18 protein-coding genes are annotated in these 21092 nt (G+C 61.6%); 5 read left to right on the top strand and 13 right to left on the bottom strand.

The window, feature by feature from the left end; genetic code table 11:
• The first annotated feature begins 22 nt into the window (after nt 1-22).
• Nucleotides 23-1867 (top strand): DNA mismatch repair endonuclease MutL, encoded by a 1845-nt coding sequence (mutL, locus tag HUS57_RS07850; RefSeq protein WP_173933217.1) that lies wholly within the window; start codon nt 23-25, stop codon nt 1865-1867.
• 60 nt (nt 1868-1927) lie between these two features.
• Nucleotides 1928-2155, top strand: coding sequence for a DUF2093 domain-containing protein (locus tag HUS57_RS07855; protein ID WP_173932485.1), 228 nt, complete (start codon nt 1928-1930; stop codon nt 2153-2155).
• Here the strand turns inward: HUS57_RS07855 and lpxK are convergent, their stop codons facing one another.
• The 9 genes from lpxK to HUS57_RS07900 all read right to left on the bottom strand — a co-directional run bounded on the left by lpxK (nt 2156) and on the right by HUS57_RS07900 (nt 11061).
• Nucleotides 2156-3199, bottom strand: coding sequence for a tetraacyldisaccharide 4'-kinase (lpxK, locus tag HUS57_RS07860; RefSeq protein ID WP_173932487.1), 1044 nt, complete (start codon nt 3197-3199; stop codon nt 2156-2158).
• 3 nt (nt 3200-3202) lie between these two features.
• On the bottom strand, nt 3203-4525 hold the full coding sequence (waaA, locus tag HUS57_RS07865) for a lipid IV(A) 3-deoxy-D-manno-octulosonic acid transferase (RefSeq protein ID WP_173932489.1): 1323 nt from the start codon (nt 4523-4525) through the stop codon (nt 3203-3205).
• Nucleotides 4522-5268 carry a lysophospholipid acyltransferase family protein gene (locus tag HUS57_RS07870; protein ID WP_173932491.1) on the bottom strand — a complete coding sequence of 249 codons (747 nt, stop codon included), beginning with the start codon at nt 5266-5268 and terminating at the stop codon, nt 4522-4524. The genes waaA and HUS57_RS07870 overlap by 4 nt, the downstream gene beginning before the upstream one ends.
• A 73-nt stretch (nt 5269-5341) precedes the next feature.
• Nucleotides 5342-5593, bottom strand: coding sequence for a DUF4170 domain-containing protein (locus HUS57_RS07875; RefSeq protein ID WP_173932493.1), 252 nt, complete (start codon nt 5591-5593; stop codon nt 5342-5344).
• Between the two features lie 124 nt (nt 5594-5717).
• Nucleotides 5718-6515, bottom strand: a complete 798-nt coding sequence (locus tag HUS57_RS07880; RefSeq protein WP_173932495.1) for a 3'(2'),5'-bisphosphate nucleotidase CysQ — start codon at nt 6513-6515, stop codon at nt 5718-5720.
• Entirely contained in the window at nt 6502-7845 is a 1344-nt protein-coding gene (locus HUS57_RS07885) for a TldD/PmbA family protein (protein WP_173932497.1), read from the bottom strand. The genes HUS57_RS07880 and HUS57_RS07885 overlap by 14 nt, the downstream gene beginning before the upstream one ends.
• A gap of 90 nt (nt 7846-7935) precedes the next feature.
• Entirely contained in the window at nt 7936-8859 is a 924-nt protein-coding gene (locus HUS57_RS07890; protein ID WP_173932499.1) for a patatin-like phospholipase family protein, read from the bottom strand.
• 146 nt (nt 8860-9005) lie between these two features.
• The gene (rsmD, locus tag HUS57_RS07895) at nt 9006-9566 is read right to left on the bottom strand and encodes a 16S rRNA (guanine(966)-N(2))-methyltransferase RsmD (protein WP_173932501.1); all 561 of its coding nucleotides are present in this window, start codon (nt 9564-9566) and stop codon (nt 9006-9008) included.
• A gap of 4 nt (nt 9567-9570) precedes the next feature.
• On the bottom strand, nt 9571-11061 hold the full coding sequence (locus tag HUS57_RS07900; protein WP_246727798.1) for a pseudouridine synthase: 1491 nt from the start codon (nt 11059-11061) through the stop codon (nt 9571-9573).
• 59 nt (nt 11062-11120) lie between these two features.
• Between HUS57_RS07900 and HUS57_RS07905 the strand changes: the two genes are divergently transcribed.
• Nucleotides 11121-11573 (top strand): nucleoside deaminase, encoded by a 453-nt coding sequence (locus HUS57_RS07905; RefSeq protein WP_173933220.1) that lies wholly within the window; start codon nt 11121-11123, stop codon nt 11571-11573.
• Nucleotides 11574-11580: 7 nt separating this feature from the next.
• On the opposite strand, the gene HUS57_RS07910 is transcribed toward HUS57_RS07905, so the two are convergent.
• The 4 genes from HUS57_RS07910 to HUS57_RS07925 form a co-directional block, all read right to left on the bottom strand.
• A complete protein-coding gene (locus HUS57_RS07910; protein ID WP_246727799.1) occupies nt 11581-12258 on the bottom strand; it encodes a hypothetical protein in 678 nt (225 codons plus the stop codon).
• Between the two features lie 128 nt (nt 12259-12386).
• Complete coding sequence (gene ileS / locus HUS57_RS07915; RefSeq protein WP_173932505.1) at nt 12387-15389, bottom strand: isoleucine--tRNA ligase; 3003 nt, start codon at nt 15387-15389, stop codon at nt 12387-12389.
• A 244-nt stretch (nt 15390-15633) separates the two neighbouring features.
• A complete protein-coding gene (locus tag HUS57_RS07920; RefSeq protein WP_173932507.1) occupies nt 15634-16614 on the bottom strand; it encodes a bifunctional riboflavin kinase/FAD synthetase in 981 nt (326 codons plus the stop codon).
• 7 nt (nt 16615-16621) lie between these two features.
• On the bottom strand, nt 16622-17482 hold the full coding sequence (locus HUS57_RS07925; protein WP_173932509.1) for a TIGR01459 family HAD-type hydrolase: 861 nt from the start codon (nt 17480-17482) through the stop codon (nt 16622-16624).
• 218 nt (nt 17483-17700) lie between these two features.
• On the opposite strand from HUS57_RS07925, the gene HUS57_RS07930 reads away from it, so the two are divergent.
• On the top strand, nt 17701-19482 hold the full coding sequence (locus HUS57_RS07930) for a TadE/TadG family type IV pilus assembly protein (RefSeq protein WP_173932511.1): 1782 nt from the start codon (nt 17701-17703) through the stop codon (nt 19480-19482).
• Nucleotides 19483-19588: 106 nt separating this feature from the next.
• Nucleotides 19589-21082 (top strand): histidine--tRNA ligase, encoded by a 1494-nt coding sequence (hisS, locus tag HUS57_RS07935; protein WP_173932513.1) that lies wholly within the window; start codon nt 19589-19591, stop codon nt 21080-21082.
• Nucleotides 21083-21092 lie beyond the last annotated feature (10 nt).

The following is a 21092-nucleotide window of genomic DNA, read 5'->3' on the forward strand; positions in this document are numbered from 1 at the left end:
CGAATCCCTCTATTATCCTGTCATGTCCATCCAGCAGCTTTCCGAGACAATCATTAACCAGATAGCGGCCGGAGAGGTGATCGAGCGGCCGGCCAGCGTGGTCAAGGAACTGGTGGAGAATGCCCTCGATGCCGGCGCCAGCCGCGTCGAAGTTGCGACCGCAGGCGGCGGCCTAACCCTCATCCGCGTTACCGATAACGGCGGCGGCATTCCAATGGACCAGCTGGCCCTTGCGGTCTCACGCCACTGCACGTCCAAGCTTTCCGGCGGCATCGACGCCATCAGGACACTCGGCTTCCGCGGCGAGGCGCTCCCCTCCATAGGATCGGTGGCACGGCTGTGCCTGCGCTCGCGCACGCAGGAGGCCGACGCGGCAGCGGAGATCGCTGTCGATGGCGGGCGGGTCGGCCGGGTCAAGCCTATCGCGGCCAACCCCGGCACTACGGTGGAAGTGCGCGATCTCTTCTTCGCTACGCCGGCGCGGCTCAAGTTCATGAAGAGCACGCGCACGGAGGCCGCGGCAATAGCGGATGTCATCAGGCGCGTCGCGCTTGCCTTCCCGGAAGTACGCTTCACGCTCTCCGGCACCGATCGCAGTACTTTTGACCTGCCTGCCGTAACAGCGGACGGGGATGGCCTGCTAAGAAGGCTTGGCCAGGTGCTGAGCAAGGACTTCCCCGAGAACGCTCTGCCCATCGATGCGGACCGTGAGGGCATAAGTCTGACTGGCTATGTCTCCATCCCCTCGTTCTCGCGCGGCAACGCTCTGCATCAGTTTGCCTATATCAACGGTCGTCCGGTCCGCGACAAGCTGATCGGCAGCGCCATTCGCAGCGCCTATATGGACGTACTGCCGCGCGACCGCCACGCGGTGACAGCCCTCTTCCTCTCCCTCGATCCCGCGCTGGTGGACGTCAATGTGCACCCGGCCAAGGCAGATGTGCGCTTCCGCGATCCCGGCCTGGTGCGCGGCCTCATTGTCGGCGCCATCCGCCAGGCGCTGGACAGCACGGGCATGCGCGCGGCCACGACGAGCGGGACCGCCATGCTTGCATCGTTCCGCACGCCGCAGAACGGCTTCGACAATGCCTCTTCTTACGGGAATTATGGGACTGGTCGGTACGATGGTGGATGGAGCGCATCCTCGTCTCCAAGCAGGCCGCTGGAAGAGGCAGTCGCGCCTGCCGGTTTTGCGGAGGGCCGGCAGGCCGCTTTCGACATGGGCGGCGCAGCCACAAGCGCCGACGCGCGTGCTTCCGTGTCCGAATATGCGCAGGACGTTGTCCGGCACCCCCTGGGTGCCGCCCGTGCTCAACTGCACGAAAACTACATCGTTGCACAGACGGAAGATTCGCTCGTCATCGTCGATCAGCACGCGGCCCACGAACGCCTGGTATATGAGGCGCTGAAAAAGGCAATTCACGCCCGCCCGCTTCCTTCCCAAATGCTGCTCATGCCGGAGATCGTCAATCTGCCGGAGGAAGACGCCGACCGGCTTGCCTCCCATGCGGAGTTTTTCGTCGGCCTCGGCCTCCGGCTGGAACGCTTCGGCCCAGGGGCGGTGGCCGTTCGAGAAACGCCCGCCATCCTGGGCGAGACCGATGCGGTTGCACTCGTGTGCGATCTTGCCGACGAGATTGCGGAGCATGACACCGCCGACTCTCTTAGGGAGCGCATCGACCGAATCGCTGCTACAATGGCCTGTCACGGATCGGTGCGGTCGGGCCGCAGGCTGAAGCCCGAGGAAATGAACGCGCTTCTCAGGCAGATGGAGGCCACGCCAGGCTCCGGCACGTGCAATCACGGGCGACCGACCTATATTGAGTTGAAGCTTGCTGATATCGAAAGGCTGTTCGGGCGGCGATAAGCACGACAGCTTGACCGATCGAGGAATTATGGCGCATCTGCCCTGATCAAGAGGCATTACATGAATCGTTTTGAAGGCCCGGGAGGCCGGGAAGCACGCATTCGCTATCTAGATGGCGATTTCCAGGTTCTGGCGCCGGGGGCTTTTGTTCGCTGCGCGGTAACGGGCGAAGCCATCCCGCTGGAGGAACTGCGATATTGGAGCGTCGCGCGGCAGGAACCCTATCTTGACGCGGAAGTCTCTCTCAAGCGCGAACTGGAGATGAATCCGGATCTCAGGCAGCGTTGATCATCTTCCCCCGCCGCTCAGCATCCGTTCGCGCCAGCGGGCAAGCGTCTCCTCGATGATTGTGCCGGTCGTATCCGCATTCTCGAATACAGCCTCCACTGGCAGGACCTCCACCTTTTGTGCGAAGGTCCGGAGCGCTTCCAGACCGCGGTCGAGCCGCACAAGGTCCTTCTCCGTGGTCACAAGACGCAGATCGTCGGCCTCCGCCCTTGCTTCCAGCTCCGCCACATCCTGCAAAGTGAAGGGATAGTGATCGGGGAAAGAGCGCGTCGCAGCAAGTTTGGCTCCCGTATCACGCAGCGTGTCGTAGAACTTCCGTGGGTTGCCTATTCCTGCGAAGGCCAGCACCCGCGCTCCCCTGAAGGTTCTTGCTTTGCGGGGCTTAAGACGCGCCGAATAAACCGGCCTTCCCGCGCGCGCAGCATGGCGGATCACGCTGTCCGCCGCATGCCCCTCTCCCAATGTCAACACTGCATCCGTATGGCGCATCTGGTCAACAAGCGGTGCGCGCAGCGGCCCGCCAGGAAGGACATGGCCATTGCCAAGGCCGCGGCGCGCATCCACCACGATCAGTGCATAATCCATATGGATATGCGCGCTCTGGAAGCCGTCATCCATGATGATGAAGTCGAAGCCGGCATCGATGAGGTAGCGAGCACCCGCCTCCCTGCGGCTTGCAACGACCGTCGGCGCATGGCGTGCCAGAAGCAGCGGTTCGTCCCCCACCAGCGCAGATGAATCGTGCTTAGGATCGACCCTATGAGGTGCGGAGACCCGGCCACCATGGCCGCGCGTCAAGAAGGCAATCTTGAGCTTCCGGCGCCTTGCCTCCTTCGCCAGCGCGATAGCCACCGGCGTCTTGCCTTCCCCGCCGACTGTAAAATTGCCCACGCAGAGGATTGCGGCAGCTACTTTCTCGCGCCGGGCGGCCGCCATGCGGGTCGTTGCGGCCAAGCCATACAGACTGGAGAATGGCCAAAGGCTCCAGGCCCGCCAGTCGGCCCTTTGCCACCAGAACTCCGGCGCCTCCCCGACGGGTGCCATGGCTCACCCCGTCCCGCTTTCAGCGCGCTGCAGTCGGCTTTTCACAATAAGCGGATGAATGAAGGGCTCCAACGCCTGGAGGGTACGCGACAACGGCCCCGACATTTCCTCCACCGTGGCACGCCCAGCCGCTATCATTTTCGCGCGCACGTCGTTGTTCTTGAGAAGGAAATTCACCGCCCCCGCAAGCATCTGCTTGTCCCGGATGAGCTGCGCTCCTCCCCGTTCAGTCAGTAGCCGATAGGCTTCGCGAAAATTCTGCACGTTAGGGCCAGAGAGCACCACATTGCCAAGCTTGGCCGGCTCCAGCGGGTTCTGGCCGCCCTGCCCGGCCATGGAACGTCCCATGAAAGCGATCTCCGTCAACCGGAGATAAAGCCCCATCTCGCCGATCGTATCACCCAGGAGAATGTCGGTCTTGGTGGTAATCGGCTCATTGGCGCTGCGACGTGCAACATTCAGTTCCCGCGCGGTCAGCTCTTCCTTCAATGCGGCTCCCCGGTCAGGGTGGCGCGGAACGATAATGGTCAGAAGATCGGGATAGCGTCTGCGCAGGAGGTCATGCACATCCGCTGCTATGGTTTCTTCGCCTTCATGCGTGGATACGGCGGCCCAACAGGGACGCGCACCGATCATCCGTTCCATATTGGCCAGAACATCGGGATTGGCCGGAGGAATATGCGTATCAGCCTTCAGATTGCCCGACACGGTTACGGGGCGGGCACCCAGTTTGCGGAAGCGCTCTCCATTCAGTTCCGACTGCGCCACCACATGCGCCAGATTCTCGAACAGCGCCTCTGCGAGCGCGGGACGGCGGGACCATGCGGCATAGGAGCGATCGGACAAGCGCCCATTCACCAGCACCTGCGGAACGCGGCGCGCACCGAGTTCAAGGATCGTCATGGGCCAGATCTCCGATTCTGCCATGACGGCAAGATCGGGCCTCCAATGATTCAGGAAGCGGCTGATTGCCGGCTTCAGATCGAGCGGGACGTATTGGTGAATGACCCGCCGGCCGAGCCGCTCCTCCGCCACCTTGGCCGAGGTCACAGTGCCTGTGGTCAGCACAACATTGATGCCGCTTTCCACGAAATGCTCAATGAGGCCCGTGACGGCAATGGTCTCGCCAACGCTCGCCGCGTGCACCCAGATCAGCGGGCCGGCAGGGCGGGCACGATCAGTGTAGCCGTAGCGCTCGTGCCTGCGGCCGCGATCCTCCTTGCCCTTGCTCACGCGCCAGACGATATAGCCGCCGATCAGCGGGTAGGCTGCAGCCCCCGCCCAGCGATAGGTCGCTAGCAATGCGCGCGCCCAACCTATGCTCATGCCTTGCGGTCACCGGCTTGGAGGCCGTCGACGAGCTTGTAGGCCTTCAGGGTTGCCTTGTTGAGCGCGGCAGTAACCTCCTGACGTTTCCGTTCCATCTCATCTCGATCAGCACCCGGAGAAACGTGGATCGGCTCGCCCACGACAAGGGCGCTGCGGCCGAACGGGAGGTTGATTGTCGTCTTGTCCCAGGTATTCTCAAGCACCTTGCGCCGGCTGGTGGCGATTGCGACCGGCACCAGAGGCCGCCCGGAAATCCTGGCAAGCGTTACGACCCCAAGCCCCGCCTCGCGCGGCTTTCCATGCGGGATGTCCGCGATCATCGCCACGTTGCAGCCCTGGTCAATTGTACGTTTGAGCCTTATGAGTGCCGAAGCCCCGCCCTTCTTCGGACTATGCACACCCGCACGCCCGCCAGAGCCACGCACAATGCCGAAGCCAAGCTTCTCAGCCACCAGCGCGTTAAGCTCTGCATCCGCACTCCTTGAAAATAGCGCAACCATCCGGTCCTGCGGGCGCTTGAGGGCAGGCGCAAGCAGATGCTGCCCATGCCAAAACACCGCGATCGCAGGCGTATAAGCTGCAACTACGCTTCCTACATCACTTGAGCCTTCCACGCGCGGATTCGTCTTTTCAACCAGGCGGATTACCGCCACTAGAATTGAAGCGATCACGTTCTTCAGCACGCGCGATCGGGCCAGGGGGCGGCGAATACGCTGCCAGAGAGCCTTTATCGGACGCATGCGCCGGTGGCGCCTGCCTGCTGCCTTCGAGCGTGCAGGATTTCCACGCGCCACAGCCTTGCCTGTCCTTGGATCAGCCACGGCCGTGATCGTCCGCGCCAGGATCGAGCAGACGGTGCAAATGGACGATGAAGTACCGCATATGAGCGTTGTCGACCGTTTCCTGCGCCTTCGCACGCCAAGCGGCTTCGGCAGATTTGTAGTCGCCATAGATGCCGACAATGTCCAACCCTTCGAGCGCGCGGAATTTCGTGCTGCTCAAATCCTCAAGCTCTCCACCGAAGACAAGATGGAGAAGCTGTTTCTTGTCTTTCTTCTGGGACATCGCTTCCATATTCCCGGTTTGGGATGTTTTATGGCGCTTCCGTCGAGTCGAAGCAGCCGGCCTGATCTAAATGAAATACCGTCACTTGGAAACCATCACGGCTGCCCGGGCGGACAAAAGATGGTTACGTGCTGATTTCCGCCACCACATCCATCATGGCGTGGAGCAGCCGTCCGCTGCCCGCCACCAGCGGTCCCAGCCGCGGATCGGGCCCTGCATAATAAGGCCGTTGGCCTGAACCGTCGAGAATGCGCCCTCCCGCCTCCCAAAGAATGGCATCGGCTGCAGCAAGATCCCAATCATGGGAATCGGGCTTGACGAAAGTGGCATCAAGCTTCCCGCTTGCCACCATGGCAATCCTATAGGCAAGCGATGGCACGTAAGGATGCGGCGTCACTCGGGCGTAAAGATCCGGTGGCAGAGCCTTCATCATGTTCTTCGGTCCGGCAAGCGCGATCTCGCTCGAAGCTTCCTTGACCGCGATCGGCTTGCCATTGCAGTGTACGCCACCGCCAAGCGACGCACAAAACAATTCGCCCTTGGCGGGACAATCAAGAACGCCGGCAATCGCCCGACCGTTTTCGACGACTGCGATGCTTACGCACCAGACGGAGCGTCCATCTATGAAGGCTCGTGTCCCGTCAATCGGATCAACCACGAAGGTTCGCCTGGCTGAGAGGCGCTCGTTGTTGTCCGTCGTCTCCTCGGAAAGCCAGCCATAGTCCGGACGGGCTCGAATGAGGACGTCGCGAAGATATTCGTCGACCTCCAGATCCGCCTCGCTGACCGGCGACCTTCCCTCCTTCCACCAGATATCCGGATCGGAGCGGAAATGCCGCATCGCAATCGCACCTGCTTCTTGCGCCGCCCTGCTGATCAGCGAGAGCTCCTCCTCGAATTCTGGAAGATCACTCTCCGGCAATGGTCATCCCCTCGATCAGCAGGGTAGGCGAGGCCGTTCCGAAATTGCGGTCGAGATCGTTCGCTGCCGTCATTTGCAGGAACATCTCCTTAAGATTTGACGCAATGGTGATTTCCGACACGGGGAAGGCGATGACACCGTTTTCGATCCAGAAGCCGGAAGCGCCCCGGCTGTATTCTCCGGTAACCAGGTTGACACCCTGCCCGAAGAGCTCCGTGCAGTAGAAGCCGGTCTTGATCGATCCGATCAGCTCTTCGGGGGAACTCTCGCCCGGCTCTATCGCAAAATTGGTAGAGGACGGGTTGACGGAAGATGAGGCTCGCACGCCGCGCCCATTGGTCTTCAAGCCAAGTTCGCGTGCAACCGAGCTGGAAAGCAGCCACGTCTTGAGCACGCCCCGCTCCACGGGCACGAGTCGCTCCCCCGCGACCCCCTCTCCGTCAAAGGGGCGTGATGCCTGTCCGCGTCTGCGTAGCGGATCGTCGGTTACCGTGATGCCGTCAGCAGCAATCTTCTTGTCCATCATGTCGCGCAGGAAACTTGTCTTGCGCGCAACCGAAGCCCCATTGATGGCAGCAGCAATATGGCCGGCTATGCCGCGCGCCACTCGCGGGTCGTAGACAACTGGGTAAACCCCTGTCTTCACGCGGCGCGGGCCAAGGCGCTTCACCGCCCGCTCGCCAGCCGTCCTGCCTACCCTTTCAGGCGAATCCAGATCGGCGAAATGAAGCCGCGACGAGAAATCCCAGTCGCGTTCCATCTTCGTGCCCTCGCCCGCGATCACGCTGACCGAACGCGAGAAGCGCGTTGCCGAATACTGGCCAACAAAGCCGTGGGAAGTTGCGAGCACCAGCCCGCCGGAGCCAGCGGAAGCACCTGCACCCGACGAGTTAGTAACGCCGGGAACCTCTAGGGCTGCGGCCTCGGCTGCAAGCGCATCCTGCGTGAGCTGCTCGGCAGACACCTCAGTCGTGTCCACCAGATCGAGATCAGCAAACTCCCGCGCAAGCCTGTCGGGATCCGCCAGCCCTTCATATGGATCGTCAGGCGAAACCCTAGCCATGGCGACAGCACGCTCTGCCAGGGCAGCAGGATCGGACGAGGCGCTGGCCGACACACTTGCTACGCGTGCGCCAACGAAGACGCGCAGGGCCATGTCGTCGCTCTCGGCCGCTTCGGTGCCTTCGACCTTGCCGAGCCGTACGGATACGCTGGAGGAGCGTGATCGCAGCACCACAGCGTCGGCCGCATCGGCGCCAGCGCGCTTTGCCGCTTCCACGAGGGCAGCCACGCGGTCTAGAAGGTCGTTATTTTCTGGAAGTCTGGTCATACGGGGCCTATCGCTTGTCCGCCTGCGGCTGGCTGGCACCTTGAAGGAAAGGTGTGAGGGAAAATGAACCGGCAAGCATTGTCATGGCCATCATGTATGGCCGCGCGCCTCTCTGCGCAATGATGCAACCTTATCCCGGTCTTGCTCCAGGATCGCTTCCACCGCGCGCTTGAGTTCATCCTTTATCGAAGCCGTACCGGACATGATGGCGTCCATCTTCAGAAAATCGAGGACGCGGAAGCCCGAGATCGCCGGGCGAAGAAGGATGTCTGGCCGCTTCTTCTCCAGTTTCATAGAGATGATAGACTGCATCATGAGCTGTGTCGTGCCGAACATCATCTCGATTGTGCTTGGAGCCTTCGGCGAACGTATTGTGGGTACGCCGACGACGTCGACTGCAATGAGAATGTCGGCCTTGCCTTCCAGAATGTCGAACGGAACTGGATTGTAGATGCCGCCATCGACCAGCGTCATTCCCTCCCGCACCACCGGCCGGAAAATTGCGGGCAACGCCGCCGAAGCTGCCAGGGCGGAGCGCAGATCGCCGCTGTTGAACACTTCAAGCCGGTGGCGATAATAATCGGTCGCGGTTACGTAAAGCGGAATGTCGAGCCGCTCGAACGTCTCAGGTATCTCCGTTGGCAGGAACACCTTCAGGATCCGCTCTGCATTGAATTGTCCAAGCCGCAGCCCCCCTTCCATCATTTCGGAGAATTTCGCTGGACGTGCACGCCAAACCCGGCTTGCAACCTCTGCCCGGCTTGCCAGCACGCTGCTGGCATAGGTGCGAATTTCTGCTCCACGCATGCCAGCGGCCATACCCGCACCCATGATCGCACCAATGGAGGAACCCGATATGGCAACCGGCCGGATACCCAGTTCGTCCAGCGCTTCAATCACGTGGATATGAGCAAGACCGCGCGCACCACCGCCGCCGAATGCGACTGCAAAACTTGGACTGCTTACTTCCTTTGTAGGGATGTCGAGGCTTTCCGCTGCTTCACCTTCAGCCATCTGTTTTTCCTATTCAGCTTTCCGCCCCTTTCTCCTTCCAGAATACACAATTACCCCACATTGCGCATCGCGTCGTAGCTACCGAAGGTTGAATACAACGCTCATTTCCCTTTGCCGGTACCACGTTCCTTTATGGTGCTCCAGCGTCAAGGCTCAAGCCGCCGGCAGAAAGCAATGGTGCTTGACGCGTAATTCCGCCGCTCCTCCAGGACGATGCCCGGAGGTGGGTTGAAAGGTGAATCTGCCGACTCCTCGATCATTAAGAGCGCGTCTTCGGTCAGCCATCCGCCGGAGAGTGCGGAGACAATTGCCCTCTCACTGAGGCCCCGGCCGTAAGGCGGATCGGCGAAAACAAGTCCGAAGGGCGCCATGTTCCCGATCGGCCCAAGGCGAGTGGCATCGCGGCGGAAGATGCGCGTGCATCCGGCCAGCCCAAGATTCATGATATTCTCGCGGATCAGGGCGCGGGCCGAAACTGCCTCTTCCACGAAAAGGCAATAGGATGCCCCGCGCGAGATTGCCTCTAGTCCAAGCGCGCCAGTGCCGGCAAACAGATCAAGCACTCGTGCCCCTTTGACCGAGTCCGGATAAGCGTGTTCCAGCACGTTGAACAACGCTTCGCGGGCACGGTCGGCAGTAGGCCTTACACCGTCCGAACGCGGCGAAGCAAGCCGGCGCCCGCGATAGACGCCGCCAACGACCCGCATCGCGCTACCTCCTCTTGGGGTTATTGCGCGGCTTCTGTCCCCCTGCCTCACGCCTCTTGCCAAAGGACACTTCCTTGCGCTTGCCCCTGCTTTCCTCGTTCCGCTGCCGTTCTGCCATCTCCTCGGCCCGCTTCTTGCCCATAGGCCGCGCGCCGGGCGCCATCCAGACATTTGAAGCCCGGGAGCGTCGTTCCAGCGGGGTGCGCTTTTCCTGCTTCTGCTTTGCATCAGGCTTTCCTTTTGCATCCCGCTCGCTCAAGGGCGGACGCGGCGGCTTACCCCATTTTCGCTCCGGCTGCGCCTCCCTTTCCAGCGAGCGGGCAGGCGAAACACGCTTTGCGCCACCTTCCCCCAAAGTTGGATGCGACGGCCTGCCCTTGCGGTGTTTCGCTCGCCCCTCTGCTTCGTCCGCCAGTTGGACGGATGGGCGTGTTTGAAGCCGCTCTCGCAACTCCTCTCGCCTCTCTTCCCGCGCCCTTCTGTGCAGAACCGGCTTCCTTCCGGCCCTTTGTCCTTCTTTGCTTTGCTCATCAGCCTTGGCTTTGCTTGGCTCGTTAGCCTTTGTCGCAATCTTGCCGCCACGCACGGACTTGCTGGTGAAAGATTGGGCGATGGGCGCGTCGAAATTGGCTCCGGCCTCCTCGATCAGGCGCGGGCCAAGCTGATCACGCAGCATCCGCCCCTTAATTTCCTGCACTGCGCCTTCCGGCAAGTCGCCGAGCTGAAATGGCCCGTAGGAGACACGGATCAGCCGCGTCACATCGAGGCCGAGAGCGCCAAGCACGTTCTTCACCTCGCGGTTCTTGCCTTCGCGCAAGCCAAGGGTCAGCCACGCGTTCGAACCCTGCTGACGATCGAGTGTGGCGGTGATCGCGCCATAAAAAATGCCATCCACTGCGATGCCGTGCTCCAGTTCGGCCAGAGCGGAAGGGTCCATTTTCCCGTGTACGCGCGCGCGGTAGCGGCGCAGCCAGCCGGTCGATGGCAGTTCCAGCACCCGCTTCAGGCCGCCATCATTGGTCAGGAGCAGCAGGCCTTCGGTGTTGATGTCGAGCCGCCCTATCGTAACGAGCCGCGGCAGACCGGTGGGCAGAAGATCGAATATCGTCTGGCGGCCTTCAGGGTCGCGCGTGGTGGTGACGAAACCCGCTGGCTTGTGGAAAAGAAACAGCCGTGTCCGCTCCGCCGCCGGCAGCGGCTCTCCATCAACCTCGATGCGGTCCGAGGGGCGAACATTAAAAGCAGGCGAAGCAAGAACCTTTCCATTCACCCTGACGCGCCCCGCAGCGACCATGGCCTCGGCATCACGGCGCGAGGCAACGCCTACGCGCGCAAGCCGCTTTGCGATACGCTCGCCAGCGCCCGCCTCGCCGGCGCCGATGGCCTGCCGCGACGCACCGTCTCCTTGCGCCTGGGCCGCACTGTCTCTTTGTTCTTGCTGTCCTTGATCGTCATTCTGGCCTTTGCCTTTCCGGGCCGTTAGGTAACAATTCAACCATACTCTTGCGAGTGAAAAGATTGAGCCAGCCACCACCTCACGCCTATCGCAGCTTCATGGCAGTTGCCCTTGCAGAAGCGCGGGCAGCCGCTGCACGCGGCGAAGTTCCCGTCGGAGCTGTCATCGCGCGGGGCGACCATATCATCGCACGGGCCGGAAACCGCACGCGCGAGCTGAACGATCCCACCGCTCATGCCGAAATACTTGCCATAAGGCAAGCGTGCCGCATTGAAGCGTCACAGAGGCTGCCGGGCACCGATCTTTACGTCACGCTGGAGCCTTGCGCCATGTGCGCAGCCGCCATTTCCTTCACACGCGTTCGCAGGCTCTACTTCGCGGCCAGCGACGAAAAGGGAGGCGGCGTAAATTACGGGCCGCGCTTCTTCACACAGGCCACCTGCCATCACGCGCCGGAAGTCTATAGCGGCCTTGCGGAATCCGAGTCCGCCGCGCTGCTCAAGGCATTCTTCGGCGAGCGGCGTAACGGATCGGAAAACGAGGCGTCCTGAGCCCCGTTCAGCGCCAGGGGATCAGCCTGCTCAAACCGGTCCTCTGGTTCGACGCGCGCTTCTTGGCGGCTTCGTCCTCACCAAGTTCATCCGTAGGCGCGGTCGGAGCAGGCTGGCGCAGTTCAACCGGCGGATCGCTCAGATAGCGCCGCGTAGTCGGACTGCCCTGAGTCAACTCCTGTCGCCGGCGGAGGATCTCAGCACGCTGCTGCGCGCTGTTTGTCGGCTCCATTGCCCGTTGCCGCGACGGCTCCATCACGAAGTCCGGCATTGAGCGCCGTTGCCCCGTCATATCGCGGATGATGTTGGGGCTATAGCTGGGGTTGTCCTGGTTTGCGGTCGCCTCCGCGCGTATGCGCGCGAGTCGCTGTTCGGGTGATTCCGGCCAAGCGGAATTTCCGCTGGCTGCAACGGGTTCCTGCGGCGGCGGCAGGACCGCCGTGGAGGGCGGCTTTACCAGATTCGGACGCGGGCTGTAGTCAATCCTTGGCTTATCCCTCGGCCCAAGCGAGAGGACGCCCGTCACGTCCTCCAGCAACTGCGCTTCGGCCGGCGTGCCCGTCCCGTAGGTGGGGCCGGCGCAGCCGGAGACAATCATTGTCGAAACGGCAATGACGCCCGCCGCGATAGTTCTGATGCCAGGCCAGCCACCCTGCATGTGTGCGCCCCGCTCCCGCTGCTTCAAGATAGTCTCTCCTCGGCGCCTGCCATTTGCCCCGAATCGCCCCTTTCTCGCCCGGAAATCCGTCGAGATAATGGCGCCGTTAGCTGCCGCTTTTACCGGACCGCCTGCATCGACGCAACGGCAGCCAGCTAGAAGCGGCCAAGTGCCTTCAACTCACGAAGGACAGCAGCATCCCGCGCCGATACGTCGGGAAATTCCGCATCGGCTCCCACATCGGCGGTGTAGCGCCAGGAACGGGCACATTTCCGCAGGCCAAGATCCTCCGCCTTGCGAAACACCACCGCGACTTCCGGGCCCACCGATTCGTCGACGAAGCATCTTGCCGGTTCGCCGATATCCGGATGATCAATAGCAAGGGTGCTCCCCCCTTCGCGCATTTCCGCGCCCGAGGTGATGAATATCTCGTCCGCATCAAGCCCTTCGAAGATGCCAGCAAGCCCGCTTCCCAGATAGACCACCGGCGCGGCTTCAAGCGAGGACCCGATGGTCTTCTGCCTGCGTTCCACCTCCAGCGCGCCGGTTACGACGCGGCGCACCTGCCGTATCTTGCGCCACTTCTCGGCAAGCTGATCGTTGCGCCACTCCTCCGGCACCTGCGGAAACTGTGCCAGATGGACGGATGCCGCGTCGGGATAGCGCTCGAGCCATGCCTCATCCATGGTGAAGGGCAGCATCGGCGCCATCCATGTTACCAGGCATTCGAAGAGATGGCGCACCACCTTTATCGCACTCTTGCGACGCTCGCTCGAAGGAGCGTCGCAGTAAAGCGCGTCCTTGCGCACATCGAAATAGAATGCGGACAGCTCCACGACCATGAAATCGAGCAGCGAGCGCATCACCCGCTTGAAATCGAAATTGTCGTAGCCCTTGCGCACCAGCTGGTTGAGCTCGTAAAGCCGGTGCAGCATCAGCCTTTCAAGCTCGGGCATCTTCTCCAGCGGCACCTCCTCTCCCTCGTCGTGAGCGAGCGTGCCGAGCATCCAGCGGATGGTGTTCCTGAGCTTGCGGTAGGCGTCGACGTTGGTCTGCAGCACGTTGCCGCCGAGGCGCTGGTCCTCCCAATAGTCTGTGGTGACTACCCAGAGCCGGAGGATATCGGCGCCGGATTTCGCCATCACGTCCTGCGGCACCACCACATTGCCCAACGACTTGGACATCTTGCGGCCTTCCTCATCCATGGTGAAGCCATGGGTGATGACCGCGTCATAAGGCGCCCGGCCGCGCGTGCCGCAGGATTCCAGCAGCGAGGAATGGAACCAGCCACGATGCTGGTCCGAACCTTCCAGATAGACGTCGGCCGGCCATTTCAGGTCCGGGCGGTCTTCCAGCGTGAAGGCGTGGGTGGAGCCGGAATCGAACCAGACGTCCAGAATATCCGTAACCTGCCGCCAAGGTTCGTCAGCGCGCGGGCCCAGGAAGCGCTCGCGTGCGCCTTCGGCAAACCAGGCATCTGCGCCCTCGGCCTCGAACGCCTCCAGGATCCGAGCGTTGACAGCGTCGTCCTTGAGGATTTTGCCATCCTCATCGGCAAAAATGCAGATGGGCACGCCCCAGGCGCGCTGGCGAGAGAGCACCCAGTCGGGCCGCTCCTCGATCATGGCCCTGAGCCGTGTCTGTCCAGCGGGAGGCACGAAGCGGGTCTCGTCAATCGCCTTGAGCGCGCGGGACCGGAGCGTGGTGCCGTCCCCCAGTTCCTTGTCCATATGGACGAACCATTGCGGCGTGTTGCGGAAGATTACCGGCTTCTTCGAACGCCAAGAATGCGGATACTGGTGCTTCAGTCGCCCACGGGCGAAGAGCATATCCTTCTCGATCAGCGCGTCGATGACCGCCTTGTTGGCATTTCCCTTCTTGCCCTTATCGTCGATCACACGGGCAGCGCCGCCCTCGCGGCCAGGGCCGAAGCCGGGCGCATCCTTGGTGAAGAAGCCGGCATCGTCCACAGTGAAGGGAATCGCCGGATCGATGCCGCGCGCCTTAAGCTCGCGCGCGTGGTCGGTCCACGTATCGAAGTCCTCGCGTCCGTGGCCGGGCGCCGTATGAACGAAGCCCGTACCGGCGTCGTCGGTGACGTGCTCGCCGGGAAGGAGCGGGACGGGAAATTCATAGCCGCCGCCGAAGCCCTTCAGCGGATGGGAGCAGACAAGTGCGGCAAGTTCTTCCGGCCTGACGTCGCGCAGACGGTTGTACTCCAGCTTGGCCTTGACGAATGACTCTTCCGCCAAAGCGTCCGCAAAGATCAGCTTCTCGCCCGGCCGCGGGCCGAAAACGTTCTCCGCCGCCGTGACTTCATAAAGGCCGTAGGAAATGCGCGGCGAATACGAGATCGCGCGGTTGCCCGGAAGAGTCCACGGCGTTGTCGTCCAGATGACGACAAAGGCGTCCATGAGTTCTTGTAGGTGCGCATCACCTGCATCGCGACCGATACCACCGACAGCCGCAACAGGAAACTTCACCCAGACGGTGTCGCTTTCGTAGTCATGGTACTCGACCTCGGCTTCGGCCAGCGCCGTCCTCTCCACCACAGACCACATAACCGGCTTTGAGCCGCGATAAAGCTGACCGGACATGGCGAATTTCAGAAGCTCGCCGGCTATGCGAGCTTCGGCATGGTAATCCATGGTGAGATAGGGATTTTCGAAATCACCAACGACGCCCAGCCGCTGAAACTCCTCCGACTGAACCTCGATCCAGTGCTCGGCATAGGCGCGGCATTCCCTACGAAACTCGATCATCGCCGCAGCCTCGCTCAGATCCGGCTTCGGCTTGCCTTTGGCGCGGTAGTTCTCCTCCTCGATCTTCCATTCAATGGGCAAGCCATGGCAATCCCAACCCGGCACATAGTTGGAGTCATAGCCGCGCATCTGGAAGGAACGGGTGATCACGTCCTTCAGAATCTTGTTGAGCGCATGGCCGATATGGATGTTGCCATTGGCATAAGGCGGCCCGTCGTGCAGCACGAAGAGCGGGCGGCCCTTCGCGTTTTCCCTCAGCTTCCTGTAAAGCCCCATATCCTGCCAGCGGGCCACTATTTCCGGTTCCTTCTGCGGCAGGCCGGCCCGCATGGGGAATTCTGTCTTAGGCAGAAAGAGGGTCTCGGAATAATCCAGCTTTTCGGAAGTTTCGCTCATCGTATCGCCGTGGAAAGCGCGCGGCCGCGGTGGCCTGCGCGGACAACCTGTATCAAGAGACGGAACGCGCCCAGCAGGGCGCGGAAAATCCCGGACCTTCCGCGGCCTCACGCCGCTCGGAAGGCCGGGCCGATAATTCGTATCGCAGTCCGTGTGAAACCGGCGCTCTTCATCATGACCGCGCTTTTAGCGGAGAGCGGAGGAAGAATAAAGGGGCGATTGTCGCCGAAGGGGGCGGCGCTTGCTAGAAGGCAATCGCCAGGTCCAGTTCTGATAATGGGCGGATGCCCGACAGCAGCGCACGTGCTTCCGCCTGGTCACGCTGCATTTGTGCGGCCATAGCATCAAGCCCTTCGAACTTCTCCTCCTCTCGCAGGAAGCCAAAGAAGGAGACAGAACAAGTTTCCCCATAAAGATCGGCGTTGAGATCGAAGATGAACGTTTCCAGAAGCGGCTGGCCCGCCTCATCCACCGTCGGCCGGCGGCCAAAACTTGCGACTCCATCATGAAGTCTGCCGTCAGCGCGGCGGAAACGCACGGCATAGATGCCGTGGCGCAACGTGACCTCATTCGGGAGCGCCATGTTCGCTGTCGGAAAGCCAAGCGTTCGGCCGAGCTGTTTGCCTCGCACTACCTCTGCTTCCACTGTGAAGCGGTAACCCAATAGCGCTGCCGCTTGCGAAACATTCCCTTGCGCAAGCCCGGCGCGGACGCGGGTCGACGAGACAATGCCGCCACTCTCGTCGCAGAAAGCCTCAACGACGCTCACACCAAATCCTCTTGCGCTGCCGGCTTGGGCAAGAGCGTCGGGCGTGCCGCCGCGATTCTTTCCGTAGTGAAAATTCTGCCCCGTCACCACATGCCGCGCACCGAGCCCCTCCATCAGCACAGCGGCAACGAAATCGTCCGGTGCGATTTGCGAAAAGTGGCGTGTGAAAGGCTGTTCGACGACGGCATCGAATCCAAGCGCAGCGATGAGGCGTGCCTTGAGGGATGCAGGGGTGAGCCGGAAGACTGGGGCCTGCGGCTGGAAAATGCTGCGCGGATGAGGCTCGAATGTCAGCACGACGGCAGGCAAGTCTTCCTTCCTTGCCAGCTTGCGCGCATTGGAAAGCACCGTCTGATGCCCACGATGAACCCCGTCAAAATTGCCGATGGCCACCACGCCGCCGCGCAGGGCAGCGGGAAAGTCGTCGAGTCCGATACAGCGCCGGAAGCCTTCCACTGCCGCTCTACCGCAATTGTTCGATCAATGCCGCGGCTGAATGGCCGTGCTTCGCCAGAAAGTCGGAAAGCCGCTCAGGGTCGAGCCTGCCATTTGCGCGGTACTCGCTCGCGTGAACGCCTTCCGTGACATAAAGAACGTCGATGCCCAAGGCGGCGGCACCCTTCACGTCCGTCAAGATGCCATCGCCGATTGCCAGCACCTTTTCCTGCGCGACGGGGCGACCCAGCACCTCCTCCGCGGAGGCGAGCGCCGCATCGTAGATGGGCCGGTGCGGTTTGCCGGCGATCAGCGTGCGCCCTCCAAGCAGCGAATATTCGCGCGCAAGCGCGCCGGCGCAGAAGATCAGCTTGTCCCCACGCTCGACTACGATGTCCGGATTTGCACAGATGAAAGGAAGATTACGCGCGCGCAGCCGTCGCAGCAGATCCGCATAATCCTCCGGTGTCTCGGTTTCGTCATCCTCAAGACCGGTGCAGACCACGCCATCCGCCTCGAACTCCTCCACAAGTTCCACATCGAGCCCATCGAAGAAGCTGAGGTCACGCTCGGGGCCGATATGGAAAAGCCGACGCGGCCCTTCCCGCACCAGTTCCTGCGTCACGTCCCCCGAGGTAACTACCCGGTGGTAACTGTCCTGTGGCACGCCAAGGCGTTGCAGCTGCTCCTCCACCGCATCGCGCAAACGGGGCGCGTTGGTGATGAGCACGACGGCCTTGCCCTTTTCGCGCATACGCTGAAGCGCCTTCACGGCAGCCGGAAAGGCTGAGATGCCGTTATGCACCACCCCCCAGACGTCGCACAGGATCACTTCATAAGGCTCGGCAAACACATCGAGACTGTCAATCATGGCTGGTAGCTTTGGCATGATGCTCCTGAAACCTCTCTCTGGCCCCGGCTGCCATCAAGGAACAGGCGAGGGATTAGCCGATGGGAGGGCGGCTGTCACCCGCTTTCGGGCCAGCTTACCGTTAACCGTGGATCAACCAGCCGGGAAGATTTCAGCCTTCAGCCTCAGAAAATAGCAAAGTGTTCATCCCCCGAACTGGTAGAACCGCCTTCTGGTTGCATGTCACGGGGGCGCACATGTTCCGCAAATTTCGCGACGACCGGCGCGGAAACTACGCGATGCTGACGGCGCTGGTCATGATACCCCTGATGGGAGGCTTGGCCATTGCGGTGGACTACGCAGAAATGAGCAGCCAGCGTCAGGCGACGCTGAATGCGCTGGATGCGGCAGGCATCGCCACCGCTCGGCGTATTGCCGAGGGCGCGAGCGATGCCGAAGTGCTGGCCTACGCGCAGGATTTCTTCGACGCCAATCTCACGCCCGTGGTGCGTGAGAATGCGCGGCTCAACGTAGTTCTGCCCGGCAACCATGCCGGCGGCGGCACGCTGAAGCTTAGCGCCGATCTCGATTATACGCCTACCTTCTACCCGGTTCTCAAGGCGCTTCTGGGTGAGAAGACGGCTAGTACGAAGATAAAGCTCGATGTGCAAAATGAGATCCGCCTGAAAAACACGCTGGAAGTTGCGCTGGTGCTCGACAATTCCGGTTCCATGGACCAGAGGGGCTCCGGCTCCGGTAGAAAACGCCTCGATCTTCTGAAGGACGCCGCAAAGGAACTCGTCAGCACCCTGGCCGCACAGGCCGGCATGATGAAGCAGGTGGCAAAGCCGGTTCAGTTCGGGCTTGTGCCCTTCGCAGCCTCGGTGAATGTGGGCCCCGGCCATGCAGATGCCGACTGGATGGATAAGGAGGGGCTGTCACCGGTCCACCACGAAAACTTCGACTGGAGCACCATGCCCGAGGGCAGGAAGGTGGAGAAGGCAGGCGGGGTTTACAGGAAAACCGGCACAGATTGGGGCCAGGAGCGAGGCCGTGTGATGTCCCGTTTCGAGCTATTCGCAGACGTCAGGAAAAAGAACGCTTCCGTCTCGTGGGGCGGTTGCGTTGAAATGCGGCCCTACCCCTACAATCTCAACAACGCGCCGGCCAACCCGAGCATTCCGGAGACGCTGTTCGTGCCCATGTTCGCGCCCGACGAACCAGAACGGGTTACGACTGACAGAAGGGGACGCACGACCACGACATCGTCCTACAATAGCTGGCTTCCAGACGAGACCGAAAACTCGAACATGGCCTACCGCCAGACCTATATGCAAAAATATTACACAGCCGGGACGGTCTCCATCCCCAATGGCAAAGGCCCCAATCAAAGCTGCACGACAACGCCTATTACGCCACTGACGGATGTCACCATTCCGGCCGGGCTTTTAGTAATAACGAATGCGATCAACGGGATGCGTGCGGATGGAGCAACGAACGTCCCGGAAGGGCTCGCCTGGGGATGGCGGGTGGTCTCCGGCAGTGCGCCCTTTACGCAGGGCAGGCCGGACAATGAAAGGGGCAACGACAAGGTCGTCATCGTGCTGACGGACGGCGCCAACACCTACTACACGCCGCAATCGCTGGGCGGAACGGATCTTGCCAACAACCGCTCGACCTATTCCAACTATGGCTATGCCAAAACGGGACGCATCTTTGCCGGAACGAGCGTCAACCGGAACGACTACTCAAACACCAATTACACCAGGGCAATGAACCAGCAATTCGCCACCCTGTGCAATAACGCCAAGAACAACGACATCATTCTCATTACCGTGGCGCTCGATCTCAGCCTGGCGAAAACGGACGAGCGGGAGCAGATCGATGCTCTAAAGGCCTGCGCCTCCGAATCCCGCTTCCGCAAGGATCCTGAAACCGGGCAGCCTGCAAAGCTGTTCTGGAACGCGACGGGCGCGGATCTGGCCGATAAGTTCAAGGAGATCGCTGACGAGCTTTCCAACCTGCGCATCGTCGGCTAGTGCAGAAGACAAGGGCACCGCGCCCTTGCCGCTTCCACCCTTTATGCGATAGGACAGCGCCACGCCCGACGGGCAGTATTTTTCTCACAGCAGGTAGGAATTCAGCATGGCTGGCAAGGCGGAAAAGGTGAAGGCAAGGCTCCCGCGCGGACTTGTCGACCGCCATCCGGCTGACATAAGGGCGGTCGAGGAGATGGTGGGGAAGATCCGCGCCGTCTACGAACGCTACGGTTTCGAGCCGGTAGAGACGCCGCTCATCGAATATACGGATGTCCTGGGCAAGTTCCTGCCCGATCAGGACCGCCCCAACGAGGGCGTTTTTTCCTTCCAGGATGACGACGAGCAATGGCTATCGCTGCGCTACGACCTGACCGCTCCCCTCGCCCGTTTCGTGGCAGAGAATTTCGAGCGGCTGCCCAAGCCCTATCGCAGCTATCGCGCTGGCTGGGTGTTCCGCAACGAGAAGCCGGGGCCGGGACGTTTCCGCCAGTTCATGCAGGTCGACGCCGATACGGTAGGCGCGCCCTCCGTCGCTGCCGATGCCGAGATGTGCATGATGATGGCCGATGTGATGGAAGCGCTTGGCATTGCGCGCGGCGACTACGTCATCCGCGTCAACAACCGCAAGGTGCTCGATGGCGTTTTGGAGGCGATCGGACTCGGCGGGGATGAAAATGCCGGGCGCAGACTAACTGTGCTGCGCGCCATCGACAAGCTTGACCGCCTAGGCGCTGACGGCGTGCGAGAGCTTCTCGGCAAGGGCCGGTTGGATGAAAGCGGCGACTTCACCAAAGGTGCTGAGTTGGACGACTCGCAGGTCGAAGCGGTTCTGCTCGCAACGGCAAGACCCGGAACCGGCGAGCCGGAGGAAAACAAGGCAATACCGGACAGCCAGTCATTTCGTGATGGTCTCGCTGAACTGTCGGACATCGAAAGTCTGGTTCGCTCCGCGGGTTACGGTGAGGATCGCGTTGTCGTGGACAGGTCCGTCGTCCGCGGCCTGGAATACTACACGGGCCCCGTCTTCGAAGCCGAATTGCTAGCCGAAATTCCAAATGAAGAAGGGCAGATCGTGCGCTTCGGCTCTGTTGGTGGCGGTGGCCGCTACGATGGCCTGGTGGCGCGGTTCCGGGGAGAGCCGGTGCCCGCCACAGGCTTCTCAATTGGCGTCTCCCGCCTCATGACGGCGCTCAAGAACCTTGGCAAGCTGGAAACCGCCGACACGATAGCCCCGGTTGTCGTCCTTGTCATGGACAAGGATATCGAAAGCCTTGGGCGCTACCAGCGCATGGTCTCTGAGCTCCGGAATGCGGGCATCCGTGCCGAAATGTATCTGGGTGGGGCCGGCATCAAGGCGCAGGTGAAATATGCCGACCGGCGCGGCAGCCCCTGCGTCGTCATTCAAGGCGGCGACGAGCGCGAAAAGGGTGAGGTGCAGATCAAGGATCTTGTGGAAGGCAAGCGCCTTTCCGAGCAGATCGAGGATAATGTCACGTGGCGACAGGCCCGGCCCGCCCAGTTTTCCGTTCCCGAAGGCGAAATGGTCGCCGCGGTAAGGCGGGTGCTTGAGGCGCAGGCGAAAGAACGCGCGGGCGCATGACGTTGCCTTC

It is taken from the genome of Chelativorans sp. Marseille-P2723 (assembly GCF_902809845.1).
Classification (GTDB): Bacteria; Pseudomonadota; Alphaproteobacteria; order Rhizobiales; family Rhizobiaceae; genus Chelativorans.

Coding starts and splice junctions, on each gene's coding strand:
- mutL (WP_173933217.1), top strand. CDS start 23: ATGTCCATCCAGCAGCTTTCCGAGACAATCATTAACCAGATAGCGGCC.
- HUS57_RS07855 (WP_173932485.1), top strand. CDS start 1,928: ATGAATCGTTTTGAAGGCCCGGGAGGCCGGGAAGCACGCATTCGCTAT.
- lpxK (WP_173932487.1), bottom strand. CDS start 3,199: ATGGCACCCGTCGGGGAGGCGCCGGAGTTCTGGTGGCAAAGGGCCGAC.
- waaA (WP_173932489.1), bottom strand. CDS start 4,525: ATGAGCATAGGTTGGGCGCGCGCATTGCTAGCGACCTATCGCTGGGCG.
- HUS57_RS07870 (WP_173932491.1), bottom strand. CDS start 5,268: ATGCGTCCGATAAAGGCTCTCTGGCAGCGTATTCGCCGCCCCCTGGCC.
- HUS57_RS07875 (WP_173932493.1), bottom strand. CDS start 5,593: ATGTCCCAGAAGAAAGACAAGAAACAGCTTCTCCATCTTGTCTTCGGT.
- HUS57_RS07885 (WP_173932497.1), bottom strand. CDS start 7,845: ATGACCAGACTTCCAGAAAATAACGACCTTCTAGACCGCGTGGCTGCC.
- HUS57_RS07890 (WP_173932499.1), bottom strand. CDS start 8,859: ATGGCTGAAGGTGAAGCAGCGGAAAGCCTCGACATCCCTACAAAGGAA.
- rsmD (WP_173932501.1), bottom strand. CDS start 9,566: ATGCGGGTCGTTGGCGGCGTCTATCGCGGGCGCCGGCTTGCTTCGCCG.
- HUS57_RS07905 (WP_173933220.1), top strand. CDS start 11,121: ATGGCAGTTGCCCTTGCAGAAGCGCGGGCAGCCGCTGCACGCGGCGAA.
- ileS (WP_173932505.1), bottom strand. CDS start 15,389: ATGAGCGAAACTTCCGAAAAGCTGGATTATTCCGAGACCCTCTTTCTG.
- HUS57_RS07925 (WP_173932509.1), bottom strand. CDS start 17,482: ATGCCAAAGCTACCAGCCATGATTGACAGTCTCGATGTGTTTGCCGAG.
- HUS57_RS07930 (WP_173932511.1), top strand. CDS start 17,701: ATGTTCCGCAAATTTCGCGACGACCGGCGCGGAAACTACGCGATGCTG.
- hisS (WP_173932513.1), top strand. CDS start 19,589: ATGGCTGGCAAGGCGGAAAAGGTGAAGGCAAGGCTCCCGCGCGGACTT.